At 61.1% G+C, this 15,058-nt stretch carries 15 protein-coding genes; all 15 read right to left on the bottom strand.

The window, feature by feature from the left end; all coding sequences use genetic code 11:
- Window positions 1-104: 104 nt before the first annotated feature.
- Entirely contained in the window at window positions 105-566 is a 462-nt protein-coding gene (locus tag Q0O05_RS08445; RefSeq protein WP_293662072.1) for a DUF4149 domain-containing protein, read from the bottom strand.
- A complete protein-coding gene (gene greA / locus Q0O05_RS08440; RefSeq protein WP_293662064.1) occupies window positions 563-1,039 on the bottom strand; it encodes a transcription elongation factor GreA in 477 nt (158 codons plus the stop codon). Before greA ends, Q0O05_RS08445 begins: the two co-directional genes overlap by 4 nt.
- A 34-nt stretch (window positions 1,040-1,073) precedes the next feature.
- The gene (gene carB, locus Q0O05_RS08435) at window positions 1,074-4,328 is read right to left on the bottom strand and encodes a carbamoyl-phosphate synthase large subunit (RefSeq protein ID WP_293662062.1); all 3,255 of its coding nucleotides are present in this window, start codon (window positions 4,326-4,328) and stop codon (window positions 1,074-1,076) included.
- 50 nt (window positions 4,329-4,378) lie between these two features.
- Window positions 4,379-5,053 carry a leucine efflux protein LeuE gene (gene leuE, locus Q0O05_RS08430; RefSeq protein ID WP_293662060.1) on the bottom strand — a complete coding sequence of 225 codons (675 nt, stop codon included), beginning with the start codon at window positions 5,051-5,053 and terminating at the stop codon, window positions 4,379-4,381.
- A complete protein-coding gene (carA, locus tag Q0O05_RS08425) occupies window positions 5,050-6,243 on the bottom strand; it encodes a glutamine-hydrolyzing carbamoyl-phosphate synthase small subunit (protein WP_293662058.1) in 1,194 nt (397 codons plus the stop codon). The genes leuE and carA overlap by 4 nt, the downstream gene beginning before the upstream one ends.
- 148 nt (window positions 6,244-6,391) lie before the next feature.
- Complete coding sequence (locus Q0O05_RS08420; RefSeq protein ID WP_293662056.1) at window positions 6,392-7,168, bottom strand: RNA methyltransferase; 777 nt, start codon at window positions 7,166-7,168, stop codon at window positions 6,392-6,394.
- Between the two features lie 6 nt (window positions 7,169-7,174).
- Window positions 7,175-7,780 (bottom strand): ribonuclease HII, encoded by a 606-nt coding sequence (gene rnhB / locus Q0O05_RS08415; protein ID WP_293662054.1) that lies wholly within the window; start codon window positions 7,778-7,780, stop codon window positions 7,175-7,177.
- Window positions 7,781-7,784: 4 nt separating this feature from the next.
- The gene (gene lpxB / locus Q0O05_RS08410; RefSeq protein WP_293662070.1) at window positions 7,785-8,918 is read right to left on the bottom strand and encodes a lipid-A-disaccharide synthase; all 1,134 of its coding nucleotides are present in this window, start codon (window positions 8,916-8,918) and stop codon (window positions 7,785-7,787) included.
- Window positions 8,919-9,065: 147 nt separating this feature from the next.
- The gene (lpxA, locus tag Q0O05_RS08405) at window positions 9,066-9,860 is read right to left on the bottom strand and encodes an acyl-ACP--UDP-N-acetylglucosamine O-acyltransferase (protein ID WP_293662053.1); all 795 of its coding nucleotides are present in this window, start codon (window positions 9,858-9,860) and stop codon (window positions 9,066-9,068) included.
- Window positions 9,861-9,868: 8 nt separating this feature from the next.
- A complete protein-coding gene (gene fabZ, locus Q0O05_RS08400; RefSeq protein WP_293662051.1) occupies window positions 9,869-10,312 on the bottom strand; it encodes a 3-hydroxyacyl-ACP dehydratase FabZ in 444 nt (147 codons plus the stop codon).
- Entirely contained in the window at window positions 10,309-11,268 is a 960-nt protein-coding gene (gene lpxD, locus Q0O05_RS08395) for a UDP-3-O-(3-hydroxymyristoyl)glucosamine N-acyltransferase (protein WP_293662068.1), read from the bottom strand. Before lpxD ends, fabZ begins: the two co-directional genes overlap by 4 nt.
- Window positions 11,269-11,316: 48 nt before the next feature.
- The gene (locus tag Q0O05_RS08390; protein WP_293662049.1) at window positions 11,317-11,826 is read right to left on the bottom strand and encodes an OmpH family outer membrane protein; all 510 of its coding nucleotides are present in this window, start codon (window positions 11,824-11,826) and stop codon (window positions 11,317-11,319) included.
- Entirely contained in the window at window positions 11,826-14,096 is a 2,271-nt protein-coding gene (bamA, locus tag Q0O05_RS08385; RefSeq protein ID WP_293662066.1) for an outer membrane protein assembly factor BamA, read from the bottom strand. The genes Q0O05_RS08390 and bamA overlap by 1 nt, the downstream gene beginning before the upstream one ends.
- A 75-nt stretch (window positions 14,097-14,171) precedes the next feature.
- Window positions 14,172-14,666: a site-2 protease family protein gene (locus Q0O05_RS08380; RefSeq protein WP_293662048.1), complete on the bottom strand. Its 495-nt coding sequence runs from the start codon at window positions 14,664-14,666 to the stop codon at window positions 14,172-14,174.
- A gap of 15 nt (window positions 14,667-14,681) precedes the next feature.
- A partial coding sequence (locus Q0O05_RS08375; RefSeq protein WP_293662047.1) for a PDZ domain-containing protein occupies window positions 14,682-15,058 on the bottom strand: 377 nt, incomplete at its 5' end.

Here is a 15,058-nt window from a genome sequence, read left to right as displayed (position 1 = left end):
GCGCAGCCAAACCTGAGCCCAACTGGGCTGCCTTTAAGGCCTCCGGCTCCTGTCTTTTCTGCTTTTTCTTCTCATTGAAAACCGGAGCTTTGCGTCCGGTTTTTTTATATCTGGGCGTCAGTGCGGGCGCCTGAATGGTCGGCTGCTTGTTTCGCGGACTGTGCCGCCACCATGCAGCGCATCACCCACAGCGAGCACAGCCACTGCGCCAAATACAACGCACTTCCGATCCGGTGCCACAAAGCCAGATTCTCGCGGGCAACGATACGGGGAGCCACGGCCAGCTCCACCAACAAGGCCAGTAACAAGCCGCCCACTACAAAAAGTGTAGCTGGCTGCGCATACTCCACGGGGGTTAGCGCTCTTTTTGACCTAAAAACCATGAGCAAGCCAGCGCCGCAGGCAACCGACACCCACATCTGCGCGCTGAACAATTTCGCGGCCATCTGGCCCGCCATGGCAGGCGTTGGCAAATGCACGAACAGCAAGGGCACCACCATCAAGCCCAGCACCGACAGGCTCATCGCCCACGCCGCCGCCAGCCAGATTGGCAACTGCCGCATCAGATGTAGTGCACCGCGACGACTTCGTACGCCCGCTCGCCGCCCGGCGCCTGCACCACGGCGGTGTCGCCCACCTCTTTGCCGATGAGGGCGCGCGCAATCGGGCTGCTGATGTTGATGAGGCCTTGCTTCAGGTCGGCCTCGTCTTCGCCGACGATCTGGTATTTCACTTTCTGGCCGCTGTCGTCGTCTTCCAGCTCCACCGTGGCGCCAAACACCACACGGCCGTCAGCCTGGATGGACGAAGGGTCAATCACCTGTGCGGCCGACAACTTGCCTTCCACCTCCTGGATGCGGCCTTCGATAAAGCCTTGGCGCTCTTTGGCGGCGTCGTAGTCGGCGTTCTCACTCAGGTCCCCCTGCGCGCGGGCTTCGGCAATTGCCTGAATCACCGAAGGGCGCTCCACGGTCTTGAGTTTGTGCAGCTCGGCCTTGAGCATTTCTGCGCCGCGCTTGGTAATGGGGTAGGTTGCCATGGTGTCTCGGAATCGTTTTTCTTAAGGCCGCAGTTTAGGCCAGCAGCTCGGCGTGCATCTCTTGCACGGAGATCACACCTAGGCTGTCGAGGTACTTCATGCCTTCCACCGCAGCTTCTGCGCCGGCAATCGTGGTGTAGGTCGTCACCCGTGCCAGCAAGGCCGAGGTGCGGATGAGGCGGGAATCGGCAATCGCGTTGCGGCGTTCTTCCACGGTGTTGACCACCATGGAGATTTCTTCGTTCTTGATGGTGTCCACTATGTGCGGGCGGCCTTCTGCCACCTTGTTGACCACGCCGCAGTGCACACCGGCGGCGTTGATGGCGGCGGCAGTTCCCTTGGTCGCAACAATCTCAAAGCCCATGGCGGCGAGCTTGCGCGCCACCTCCACCGCGCGCGGCTTGTCGGCCTGCTTGACCGAGATGAACGCCTTGCCGCCGCGCGGCAGTTTGGCGCCTGCGCCCAGCTGACTCTTCACGAAGGCTTCACCAAAGGTTTTGCCCACGCCCATCACTTCCCCGGTGGACTTCATCTCGGGCCCGAGGATGGTGTCCACGCCGGGGAACTTGACGAAGGGGAACACCGCCTCCTTCACGCTGAAATACGGCGGCGTGATTTCCCGGGTAACGCCCTGCTGCACCAGGGTCTGGCCGGCCATGCAGCGTGCCGCCACCTTGGCGAGCTGGATGCCGGTGGCCTTGGACACAAAGGGCACGGTGCGGCTGGCGCGCGGGTTGACTTCCAGCACATAAATCACGTCCTTACCGTCCACGTTCTGGATGGCGAACTGCACGTTCATCAATCCCACCACGCTGAGCGCGCCGGCCATGGCCTTGGTCTGGCGCTTGATCTCAGCCACGGTATCAGCGTGCAGGCTATAGGGCGGCAGCGAGCAAGCCGAATCTCCGCTGTGCACGCCGGCTTGCTCGATGTGCTCCATCACGCCGCCGATGAAGGTGTCGCCGGAAGCGTCGCGGATGCAGTCCACATCACACTCGATGGCATCGTTCAGGAAGCGGTCAAGCAGCACCGGGCTGTCGTTGCTCACCTTGACGGCCTCGCGCATGTAGCGCTCCAGGTCGCGCTGCTCGTGCACGATTTCCATCGCCCGGCCGCCCAGCACATAGCTGGGGCGCACCACCAGCGGGTAGCCCAGCGCTGCGGCTTTTTCCAGGGCTTCGACCTCGGTGCGGGCAGTAGCGTTAGGCGGCTGACGCAAGTTCAGGGCGTGGAGCAGCTTCTGGAAACGCTCGCGGTCTTCGGCCGCATCAATCATGTCGGGGGTGGTGCCGATGATGGGGACGCCGTTGGCCTCCAAGTCCAGCGCCAGTTTCAAGGGAGTCTGGCCGCCGTACTGCACGATCACACCCACCGGCTTTTCCTTGTCCACGATTTCCAGCACGTCTTCGAGTGTCAGGGGTTCGAAGTACAGACGGTCGGAGGTGTCGTAGTCGGTGGACACGGTTTCGGGGTTGCAGTTGACCATGATGGTTTCAAAGCCGTCTTCGCGCATCGCCAGAGCGGCATGCACGCAGCAGTAGTCGAACTCAATGCCCTGACCGATGCGGTTGGGCCCACCGCCCAGCACCATGATTTTCTTCTTGTCGGTGGGCGCGGCCTCGCACTCGGAGCCATCGGCTTCGTAGGTAGAGTACATGTAGGCGGTGTTAGTGGCGAACTCGGCGGCGCAGGTATCCACCCGCTTGTAGACCGGGCGCACGCCCAGCGCGCGGCGCTTTTCGCGCACGGCCTTGTCCGTCGTCTTGAACTGCTTGGCCAGGCGGCGGTCGGAGAAGCCTTTTTGCTTCAGGCTGCGCAGGGTGGCGGCGTCGATTTTGTCCAGCGCCGAGCCGCTGGCGGGCTGTGGCAGGCGCTCGATTTCGAGCTCGAGCTTCACAATTTGCTCAATCTGCACCAGGAACCACGGGTCGATCTTGGTCAGCGCAAACACCTCGTCCACGCTCATGCCCTGGGCAAACGCATCGCCCACGTACCAGATGCGCTCTGGGCCGGGCTCGCCCAGCTCCTTTTCAAGAACTTCGCGGTCCTGCGTCTTCTCGTTCATGCCGTCCACACCGACTTCGAGCCCGCGCAAGGCTTTCTGGAAGGACTCCTGGAAGGTGCGGCCCATGGCCATCACCTCGCCCACGCTCTTCATCTGGGTGGTCAGACGGCTGTCGGCGGCCGGAAACTTCTCAAACGCAAAACGCGGAATCTTGGTAACCACATAGTCGATGCTGGGCTCAAACGATGCCGGGGTCGCGCCGCCGGTGATGTCGTTGCGCAACTCGTCGAGCGTGAAGCCCACCGCCAGTTTGGCAGCGACCTTGGCGATGGGAAAACCGGTGGCCTTGGACGCCAGCGCCGACGAACGCGAAACGCGGGGGTTCATCTCAATGACGATCATGCGGCCGTCCTGGGGATTGATGGAGAACTGCACGTTGGAGCCTCCGGTATCCACCCCGATTTCGCGCAGCACCGCAAGAGATGCGTTACGCAGGATCTGGTATTCCTTGTCGGTCAGGGTCTGAGCGGGCGCGACCGTAATGGAGTCGCCGGTGTGCACACCCATGGGGTCCAGGTTTTCGATGGAGCAGACGATGATGCAGTTGTCCGCCTTATCGCGCACGACTTCCATTTCGTATTCTTTCCAACCGAGCAGAGACTCCTCAATCAGCAGCTCGTTGGTGGGCGAGGCCTCCAAGCCGCGCTTGCAGATGGTCTCAAACTCTTCGGAGTTGTAAGCGATGCCGCCGCCGGTGCCGCCCAGCGTAAAGCTGGGTCGGATGACGGTGGGAAAACCGACCGTCTTTTGCACCGACCAGGCCTCTTCCATGCTGTGCGCGATACCGGAGCGGGCAGAGCCCAGTCCGATTTTGGTCATCGCGTCCTTGAACTTCAGCCGGTCCTCCGCCTTGTCAATGGCCTCGGGCGTTGCGCCAATCAGCTCCACCTTGTATTTATCCAGCACGCCGTGGTGCCAGAGGTCGAGCGCGCAATTCAACGCCGTCTGCCCGCCCATGGTGGGAAGGATGGCGTCGGGCTTTTCTTTGGCGATGATTTTTTCGACCGTCTGCCAGGTAATGGGCTCGATGTAGGTCACGTCGGCCGTGGCGGGGTCGGTCATGATCGTGGCGGGGTTGCTGTTGATCAGGATGACCTTGTAGCCCTCTTCACGCAGGGCCTTGCACGCCTGCACGCCGGAGTAGTCGAACTCGCAGGCCTGCCCGATGATGATGGGGCCGGCGCCGATGATGAGGATGCTTTGGATGTCGGTACGTTTTGGCATGGTGAACTCTTCGCTTGGAGGCGTTTTACTTCTGAATCAAATCGAGGGTGTCAGGCGAGACTGGCGGAGGCCAGCTTGACGCCGAACCAGACAAACAGGCCGCCCACTGCGCTGGACAAGGCAGCGCTTAAGCGCTTGCGGCGGCCGAAGCCCTGGGCCAGGCGGGCGCCGGCAAAAATCAGGGCGGACAAATACAGGGCACTGAACACCATGATGATGGTGCCCAAGATCAAAAACGGCAGCGCTGGCGTGTCGTAGGCAGGGTCAATGAACTGCACAAAAAACGACAACAAAAACAAAATCGCTTTTGGGTTGAGCAGGCTGATAAGCAACGCGCGATGAAACGGCCTTTGCATGTTGGACGGGACGGGCTCAGCGGCGCCCGACTGCGTGTCGACCACCGCCGCCGTCACCGGTTGACGCAAGCCCTGCCAGGCGGCGCGCAACAGGTTGATACCAATCCAGCTCAGATAAGCAGCACCTGCGTACTTAACAACCATAAACAGCGCCGGATACGTACGCAACAAGCCCGCTGCGCCCAGCGCTGTGAGCAGCAGCAACACCGTGTCGCCCACAAAAACTCCCATGGCAGCCTGGTAGCCCGACCGCACGCCACGCACCGTCGCCACCGACAGCACGAACAACGAATTGGGGCCCGGCAACAAAATAATCGCCAGGGCGCCCAGCACGTAGGTCCAGAGATCGGTCACGCCGTAAAAGCTCATGCGCGGGAGGCTTTGCAGTCCGTCATCTCGCGAGTGAACCGGTCAAACAGGTAGCCGATGTCGTGCGGCCCTGGCGAAGCTTCAGGGTGGCCCTGGAAGCAAAAGGCCGGCTTATCGGTGCGCTCCAGGCCCTGCAAGGTGCCGTCAAACAGGCTGACGTGGGTCGCCCGCAGGTTGGCGGGCAGAGATTTTTCATCCACCGCAAAACCGTGGTTTTGGCTGGTGATGGACACGCGGCCGCTGCGCAGCTCTTTCACCGGATGGTTCGCGCCATGGTGGCCGAACTTCATCTTGAAGGTCTTGGCTCCGCTGGCCAGAGCCATGATCTGGTGCCCGAGACAAATTCCGAAGGTGGGGATGCCGGACTCGATCAAGGTGTGGGCTGCGGTAATCGCGTAGTCGCAGGGCTGCGGGTCACCCGGGCCGTTGGATAGAAAAATGCCATCGGGCTGGTGCTTCAGCACTTCGGCGGCAGGCGTTTGGGCGGGCACGACGGTGACCTTGCAGCCCCGCTCGGCCAGCATGCGCAGGATGTTTTTCTTGACGCCAAAGTCATAGGCCACCACATGAAATAGCGGCGCAGTCTGCACGCCATAACCCGGCTTGCCATCTTGCCCGGACAAGGCCCATTCTGTCTCGGTCCAGGGGTAGCTGGCGGTGCCTGACACCACCTTGGCCAGGTCCAGGCCCGCCATATTCGGTGCGCCTTTGGCGGCTGCGATGGCTTTGTCAATCGCCTCTTTGCTCACCGATTCGCCTGCGGCAAGGGCCAGAATGCAACCGTTTTGTGCGCCGTGGGTACGCAGCTGGCGGGTGAGCTGGCGAGTGTCGATGTTGGCAATGGCAACCGTCCCTTCCGCCATCAAATACTCGCTCAGGGTTTGCGTCGTGCGGAAATTGCTGGCAATCAGCGGCAGGTCTTTGATGATCAAGCCGGCGGCGAACACCCGCCCGGACTCGACGTCCTCGGGGTTGACGCCGGTGTTGCCGATGTGGGGGTAGGTCAGGGTGACGATCTGTTGGCAATAGCTGGGGTCGGTCAGGATTTCTTGGTAGCCGGTCATCGAGGTGTTGAACACAAGCTCTCCGACGGTGGAGCCAGCTGCTCCGATGGAATTGCCGATGTAGACCGTGCCGTCTGCGAGCGCCAAAATTGCGGGTGGGTTGGTTCCCTTGAGAGACAAAAGCACTGGTTTCTCCGAATGGGTTACGGGTACGCCCAAACGCGCTCAAGACAGCATCTTGGCGGGTACTTTTTGTGAGGGGAAGTGCTTGAACTGCGCTTGGGACGGCTGTTTTCTGAAAAGCCTCCCATTATAGACGCGCAGCAGTGCTGATTCAGCCGCTGTGAAGCCTCAAGCTGCTGGCGTGCAGGCAGATGGCAGCTGCGGCTGCCACGTTGAGCGACTCCTCGCCGCCGGGCTGTCCAATGCGGGCGAACACCGACGCCCGCGCCATTAACTCCTGCGACACGCCCTGCCCTTCGTGTCCCATCGCCCAGGCGCAGGGATGGGGCAGTTCGAGCTGATGCACCAAGCGCCCCTGGTGGGAACTGGTCACCACCAAAGGAACCTGCAGCGAATCCAAATCGGCAAGATCCAACCCCTCGGCCAGTTGCAGCCCGAAATGCGCCCCCATACCGGCCCGCAGCACTTTGGGGCTCCAGAGCGCGGCCGAGCCTTTGAGCGCCAGCACCTGCCGGAAGCCGAACGCACCGGCGCTGCGCAGAATGGAGCCCACATTACCGGCGTCCTGCACCCGGTCCAGAATCACCGTAGCTGAGTTAGCCACGACGCCGGCCGGCTCGGGAAGATCCAGCACAAAACCAACCCGGGCTGGCGACTCGAGGCCGCTGATTTCCGCAAACAGTGCGTCGGGAATTACTACTTTTTTGATAGCTGCCTGCGCATATTCCACGGGCGCTAGAGGCCAAAAAGACTCCGAAACGACGTATACCGCAGGGCGCAGGCAGCGCACGAGCGCCGCGCTGCAAAGATGGTCGCCCTCGATCCAGAAGCGGCCCGTTTTGCGGTAAGCGATGTTGTCTTGATTGAGCTTGCGCAGCTCTTTGAGGAGCGCGTTGTCGCGGGAGCGGATGAGATGAGGCTCTGTCATGGCGGCTCAGAGCACCAGCGCCACCGGCGCAAAGGTCTTGCGGTGCTCGGGGCATGCGCCGTAGGCCTGCAGCGCAGCCAGATGCTCGGCAGTACCGTAGCCCTTATGGGCGGCAAAGCCATACTGCGGATACTGTGCGTCTAACTCGGCGCACCAGCGGTCACGGGTGACTTTGGCCAGAATCGATGCCGCCGAAATGGCCGGCACCGTTGCATCGCCCCTGACAATAGCCTCGGCTAGCACGTCCAGGGTGGGCAGCCGGTTGCCATCGACCAGCACCTTGGCCGGCTTCAAGCGCAGTCCCTCGACCGCGCGGCGCATGGCCAACAGCGTAGCCTGGAGGATATTGATTTCATCAATTTCTTGCGCACTCGCCTGCGCAATCGAACAGCATAGCGCTTTGGCGCGGATTTCGTCAAACAGCTTTTCGCGCCGTGCTGGGCTGAGTTTTTTCGAGTCGTTGAGCCCGGCAATCGGGCGCATGTCGTCCAGAATCACCGCCGCGGCCACCACCGGCCCGGCCAGGGGCCCGCGCCCGGCCTCATCCACCCCTGCCAGCAGTCCCGGCAGGTCCCAGCTGAACGCAACCTGCTGCGTCGGGCTGGTACCCATGCGGCTAGCTTTGGAGGATTTTTTCAATGGCATCGGTGGCAAGTTGTGAGGTGTCGCGCAGCAGCTCGGCATGCAGTTCGCAGAATCTGGACTCGAGCGCTGCTATTTTCGCAGGGGCTTGGCGAGCAGCATCCAGCCACTGCAACACGGCTTCGGCCAAAGCCTCGGGGGTGGCGGCGTCTTGCAGCAGCTCCGGTACCACAAAATCGCCACACAAAATGTTGGGCAAGCCCACCCAAGGCTGCAGGCGCTTGCGGCGCATGATTTGCCACGATACCCAGGACATGTTGTAAGCAATCACCATGGGCCGCTTGAAGAGCGCGGCCTCCAGCGTGGCAGTGCCGCTGGCAATCAGCGTGACATCGCAGGCCGCCAGCGCGGTGTGAGACTGGCCGCTTAGCATCTGCAAGCAATCCGCCATGCCACTGCGCTCGGCAATCGCCTGAATTTCAGGCAGCAGGCCCGGAACCGCTGGCACTATGAATTTGATAGCTGGTCGCGCAGACTGCATAAGCGCCGCAGCCCGAAAGAAGCGCAAAGCGAGGTGCCGGATTTCGGACTGCCGACTCCCGGGCAGAAGGGCGACCACCTCCTCAGCATCGGCCAGTCCCAGCGCCCGCCGTGCGGCGGCCTTGTCGGACTCCATCGGAATCACCGCCGCCAGCGGATGGCCGACATAGGTGGCGGGAATGCCATGCGCGGCCAACAAGGCCGGCTCAAACGGGAAGATGCACAGCACATGGTCAGTGCTTTGGCGCAGTTTTTCCACCCGCTCGGGCCGCCAGGCCCAAATAGAGGGGCACACAAAATGCACCGTCTTCATACCCTGTGCCTTGAGACGGGCCTCGAGGGCAAGGTTGAAGTCCGGCGCGTCAACGCCAATAAACACATCGGGCCTGTTGTGCAGCAGCCTGTCGCCCAGCGTTGCGCGGATACCCACAATCTCGCGGTATCGCCGCAGCAGCTCCCAGCTGAACCCGTGCACCGAGAGCTTATGGTGCGGCCACCAGGCTGAGAAGCCCTGCTTTGCCATCTGCGGCCCGCCAATGCCTTGCGTAATCGCCTCAGGCCAGCGTTGCCGCAGGCCGGCCAGCAAGAGTCCTGCGAGCAGGTCGCCCGAAGCCTCACCGGCCACCATGGCTACAACAGGAGCCCCGTCCGACACCTTCACACGCTCGTTGTCCGGCAGACTAAGGTGCACCTCATGAGCCGCATCATGGGGCTCAGCATGGGGCACTTCATGGGGGAAAGTGCGGCTGTCCGCGGGCATTGTTGCGCGGCCGGTTCAGCGCACGATGCCGCGCTGGGCTGACACACCGGCCAGGAACTCTTGCATCATGGCCACATCGGACGCGGTTTCCGGCCGCTCCACAGCCAGCGCCGCAATGTGCTCTGTAGCGCTTTCGAGCGTGAGGTCGTCGCGATAAAGGGCCTTGTGCATGGCCTTGACGCCGGCAACCCGCTCGGGCGACCAACCACGGCGGCGCAGGCCCTCGTAGTTCATAGACCGTGCGCCAGCGGGCTGCCCCTGGCACATAACAAAGGGCGGCACATCCGCAAACAGCAGCGAGCACATGGCACTCATGCTGTGGGCTCCGATGCGCACAAACTGGTGCACCACGGTAAAGCCGCCCAAAATGGCCCAATCGCCCACCTGCACATGGCCGGCCAGCTGGGAATTGTTCGCAAAAATCGTATGGTTGCCCACCAGACAGTCGTGCGCCAGATGGACATAGGCCATGATCCAGTTGTCATTGCCCAACCGGGTCACGCCGGCATCGCCGGGAGAGCCGATGTTGAAGGTGCAAAACTCGCGGATGGTGTTGCGGTCGCCAATAACCAGCTCACACGGCTCACCGGCATATTTCTTGTCCTGTGGAATGGCGCCCAGCGAGTTGAACTGGAAGATCTGGTTGTCTGCGCCGATGGTGGTGTGCCCCTCAATCACGCAGTGGGGGCCCACCGTGGTGCCAGCCCCGATGCGCACGTGCGGGCCGATGATGGTGTAAGGCCCCACGGTGACCGAGCTGTCAAGCTCGGCGCCCGGCGCAACGATGGCGGTGGAGTGAACCTTGCTCACACTCGCTCCTATTGCGTGATGGCGCGCATGGCGCAGGTCAGCTCGGCTTCGCAGGCCAGCTCGTCGCCGACCTTGGCCATGGCCTTGAACTTGAAAATCCCAGCCTTCATGCGCAGCATTTCCACATACAGGTGCAACTGGTCGCCAGGCTCCACCGGACGCTTGAAGCGCGCACCGTCGATGCCGGCGAAGTAATAAATCATCTCATCGCTGGGGGAGGTGTCCAGCGCGTCAAAGGCCAACAGGGCAGCCGCCTGGGCCAAGGCCTCGAGCATCAGCACGCCCGGCATCACCGGGCGGTGCGGAAAGTGGCCTTCAAAAAAAGGCTCATTCATGGTGACGTTTTTCAGGGCCTTGATGGTCTTGCCCTTGTCCAGCTCCAGCACCCGATCCACCAAAAGGAAGGGGTAGCGGTGCGGCAGTTGCTTCAGAATTTTGTGAATATCCATCATGGCTTGTTCTCTTTTTCCAGGGTTTTAATACGATCGCGCAGGCTGTGCAGTTGCTTCAAGGAGGCGGCGTTGCGCTCCCAATTGGCGTTCTCGTCGATGGGAAACATGCCGGTGTAGTGGCCGGGCTTAGAGATTGATTTGCTCACCACCGTTGCAGCCGAAATATGCACACCGGCGCCCAGCGTCAGATGCCCAAGAATGATGGCGCCGCCGCCCACCGTGCAGTTCGGGCCTATCGTGGCAGAGCCCGCTACACCGACGCAGCCCGCCATGGCGGTGTTGGCGCCAACACGCACGTTGTGGCCGATTTGAATCAGGTTGTCCAGCTTGACGCCGTCCTCAATCACCGTGTCTTGCAGGGCGCCGCGATCAATGCAGGTATTGGCGCCGATCTCCACATCGTTGCCGATGCGCACGGCGCCGAGTTGTTCGATTTTCTCCCAGCGCTCGCCGTCGGGCGCGAAGCCAAAACCATCCGCCCCAATCACCACGCCGGAGTGAAGCAGGCAGCGCGCGCCGATGTGGCAGTCTGCGCCCAAGGTCACCCGCGATGTGAGCACACTGCCCTCGCCCACCGTTGCGCCGGCCTCCACCACACACAGCGGCCCGATGCGGGCCGTAGCAGCAATAGTGGCGCTCGGGTCAACAACCGCGCTGGGATGAATACGCGGCATCGCCGGCGCATTTGCATTGCGCAACTTGCGCCAAAGCTGCGTGAGCCGAGCGAAATACAAATATGGGTTGGACGTGACGATGCAGGCACCGCGCGCAGCCGCCACGGTGGCCATGGCAGGGCTCACAATGACGCAGCCCGCCTCAGAGGCAGCGAGTTGCTGCTGGTACTTGGGGTTGCTGAGAAAGCTGATCTCGGAGCCTGTTGCAGACTCCAGGGGCGCAAGGCCGGTAATCAACAGCTCCGGTGCGCCGGACAGCTCGCCCCCTAATTCGGCAACCAGGGTGGCGAGCGGGACGGGTGTCACATCGACGCGGGGGCTCAACAAAACTTACTTGGTGCCGGCGTTGAGAATCTTCAACACCTTCTCGGTGATGTCGTGGCGGGGGCTGATGTACACAACCTCCTGAATCACGATATCGTATTTTTCAGCCTCGGCCACTTGCTTGACAGCCTTGTTGGCCTTTTCCAGCACTTGCTGCAGCTCTTCGTTACGGCGCCCGTTCAGGTCTTCCTGAAATTCACGCTGCTTGCGCTGGAAGTCACGGCTCTGCTCGCCGAATTCCTTTTGGCGGGCAACACGCTGGGCTTCGGACATCGCAGGCGCGTCACGATCAAACTTTTCGCTCATCGATTTGAGGGCTTGCTGCAAGTCGGCCAGATCCTTTTGGCGCTTTGCAAATTCCTGCTCCAGCTTGGCTTGTGCAGCCTTGGCAGGCGTGGACTCCGAGGTGAGACGCTGGGTGTTGATAAAGCCGACTTTGGACTCCTGTGCCAAGCTGCTACCCAAGGTCAGGGCCATCACGGCGGCCAGCGCCCATTTCATGTGTGCGGTTTTCATTAAAAGGTTGTTCCGATTTGAAATTGGATGTTCTGCATTTTATCTACGTCGAACTTCGACAAGGGCCGCGCAATCGCCAAGCGCAGTGGGCCAACCGGAGAGATCCAGCTGATGCCCACACCGAAAGAAGCACGCATGTCCGCAAGCTGGATCGCCTCATCCACTCCGAAAATTCCTCCGGCATCCACAAACCCGAAGCCGCGCAAGGTGCGGTCATTACCGCCACCGGGCAGCGGGGACAGCAACTCACCATTGAACACCACGCGCTTCACCCCGCCGGTGGCAGTCAAGCCGCTGGAACGCTGTGTCGCGGTGGTCAAGCTTCCCTGCTCAAACCCACGCACCGATCCCAAACCACCCAGGTAATAGTTCTTGAAAACGGGATAGGAACCTGTGCCCGTGGCAGAGCCCATGGAGAGCTCGGTGTTGAACGCGGCAGTAACCTTGCGGCTGATCGGAAAGAACTGCTGGTACTGCGCTGTGCCACGGATGTACCGCATGTCGCCGCCTACGCTCCACTCTGCGTTAGTGCGGATGACCCGCCCTGTGCTTGGCACCAGAGCACTGTCTCTGGTATCACGCGCCCAACCCACCGTCAGGGGCAGCGAAGCGGCGGTGTAGCCGAACTCAGCGGTGTAGTCCGCGTAGACCGGTGGCAGGTAGTTGCCGGGGATGATGCGGGTCCTGTCCGAGCCAATGCCAAAAAAGACGGTGTCGGAATCCGAGAACGGCACGCCAAAGCGAATGCCCACACCGGTAGTTTCAATCGCGTAACTGTCCACATCGTCGTAGGGACGCGAGGTGCGCTGGTACAAATCAAAGGTGCGCGACACGCCGTCATCGGTGAAGTACGGGTTGGTGGTGCTCAAAACCACGGTGCGATTGGCCTTGCTGGTGTTCAGCTCGATGCCAAGCGAATTCCCCGACCCGAATGCGTTTTCCTGCTTGAAGCCAAACGACAGCCCCAGGCCGTCTGCGCTCGAGAGGCCCGCGCCGAGGCTGATGCTGCCCGTGGGCTTTTCAGTCACCGTGTAAGTCAGGTCCACCTGATCGGGCGAGCCGGCCACCTCCTGGGTTTCTACGCCCACATTGGTGAAGTAACCCAGGCGGTCCACGCGGTCGCGGGTGCGGCGGATTTTCTCGCCGTCGTACCAGGCAGCCTCTAGCTGGCGGAACTCGCGGCGGATGACTTCATCGCGGGTGCGGTCGTTTCCGGCCACGTTGATGCGACGCACATACACACGGCGCGATGGCTCGCCCACCAGCGTAATTTCAACCCGGTTGGTGGACCGATCAATGTCGGTGCGCGCTTCTGCACGTGCAAAGGCGTATCCGAAATTGGCGAAGTAGTCGGTGAAGGCTTTGGTGGTTTGCGCCACGTCGGTCGCGTTGTAAGGCTCGCCCGCCTTGATGGTGACCAGGGACTGAAATTCCTCGTCTTTGCCGAGGTAGTTGCCAGCCAATTTGATTTTGGACACCGCGAACTGCTCACCCTCGGTGATGTTCACCGTGATGGAGATTTCTTTTTTGTCAGGAGAAATCACCACCTGCGTGGAGTCCACCTTGAACTCAAGAAATCCGCGTGCCAGGTAGTGGGTCCGGAGGGTTTCTATATCCGCGTTCAACTTGGTGCGCGCATACCGGTTGGACTTGGTGTACCAGCTGAGCCAGTTGCCGGTGTCGGAGTCAAAAAGCCCCCGCAATGTGTCAGCGGAAAAGGTCTTGTTACCAACGATGTTGATCTCGCTGATCTTGGCGGTATCGCCCTCTGTGACCGCAAAGCTTACGTTCACACGGTTGCGCTCAATCGGCGTGACCGTGGTGACGATTTCCACCGCATACATGCTCTTGTTGATGTATTGCTTCTTCAGCTCTTGCTCCGCCCTGTCGACCAAGGCCTTGTCGTAGGGCCGGCCTTCGGTGAGACCGATATCACGCAGGGCGCGCTGGAGCACATCTTTCTCAAACTCACGGTTGCCGGAAAAGTCCACAGCAGCCACATTGGGTCGCTCTTCCACAATCACCACGACCACGCCATCTTTGGTCTCAATTCGCACGTCTTTGAAGAGCCCCAATGCAAACAAAGCGCGTATGGATGCTGCCGCCTTGTCGTCGGTGTACGACTCGCCTACGCGCACAGGGATAGACGCGAACACCGTGCCGGCCTCCACGCGCTGCAGGCCTTCGACACGCACATCGGTTACGGCGAAAGGCTCTAAGGCCCATGCGCTTTGCAGCAAAACGGCCAGCAAGCTGCCGCAGGCGGCCATACGGATGCTGCGCCTACGAATGTTGAATGTACTCACATTGAATCTCCGGGCATGAGGCCAAGTCGGCAGTGCGACTCAGCCCAAGATATGCAAAATATCGTTGTAGAAGGCGATGGACATCATCGCAAGCAAGAGCGCGATCCCCGCGCGCTGAAGCGCTTCCCACCATCTGTCAGGCACCGGTCGCCCGGTGATTCCCTCCCAAAGATAATACATCAGGTGCCCCCCATCGAGCACCGGCAGAGGCAGCAGGTTGAGCACCCCCAGGCTGACGCTGATAAGGGCCAAAAAACTCACAAATTGCACAAACCCTAGAGCGGCTGATTTGCCGGCGTAGTCCGCAATCGTGAACGGACCATTGAGACTGCGAATCGACATCTCTCCAGTCAGCATCTGACCCATGGCATGCAAGGACATGCGGGCGACATCCCAGGTTTTTTCTACCGCACGGCCTAAGCCCTCTGCGAATCCATATTGAACATCGACCATTTCGGGTCTGCCGCCCACCATCACGCCAATACGTCCGACAGGTTTGGCGGCTTCTATCTGCACCTCGGATTTGGGGCGCACGAAAACCTCCCTTTCCTACCCATCCCGCATCAGCCGCCAGCGCAAGGTCTGTTCAGGTGACCGGGAAATCGCAGTGCGCAACGCATAGGCATCTTGCACAGAGGTATCGTTCACCGACAGGACACGATCACCTGGCAGCAGGCCTGCCTCCTCACCGCGTCCGCCCGCGATGACCTCGCCCAGAACGGGTTCAGAAAACGGCGATATCCACCCGATGGCCGCAAAGAGCGATGCGTCAACCGCTACGTTTTCGAGAGGTGCCAAATCCAGGGAGCGTACTTGCGCGCGCGCGGCTGATGTCGCATCCCTATCGATTACCTTCAGGTAAATAACGCTGCCCTCCACGCCAGCCTGTGTCAGCCACCAGCGCACATCTTCAAAGGTCTGTATGG

Source organism: Rhodoferax sp. OV413, from assembly GCF_945881795.1.
Lineage (GTDB): Bacteria > Pseudomonadota > Gammaproteobacteria > Burkholderiales > Burkholderiaceae_C > Allorhodoferax.
This window is presented reverse-complemented; position numbering and strand designations above follow the sequence as displayed.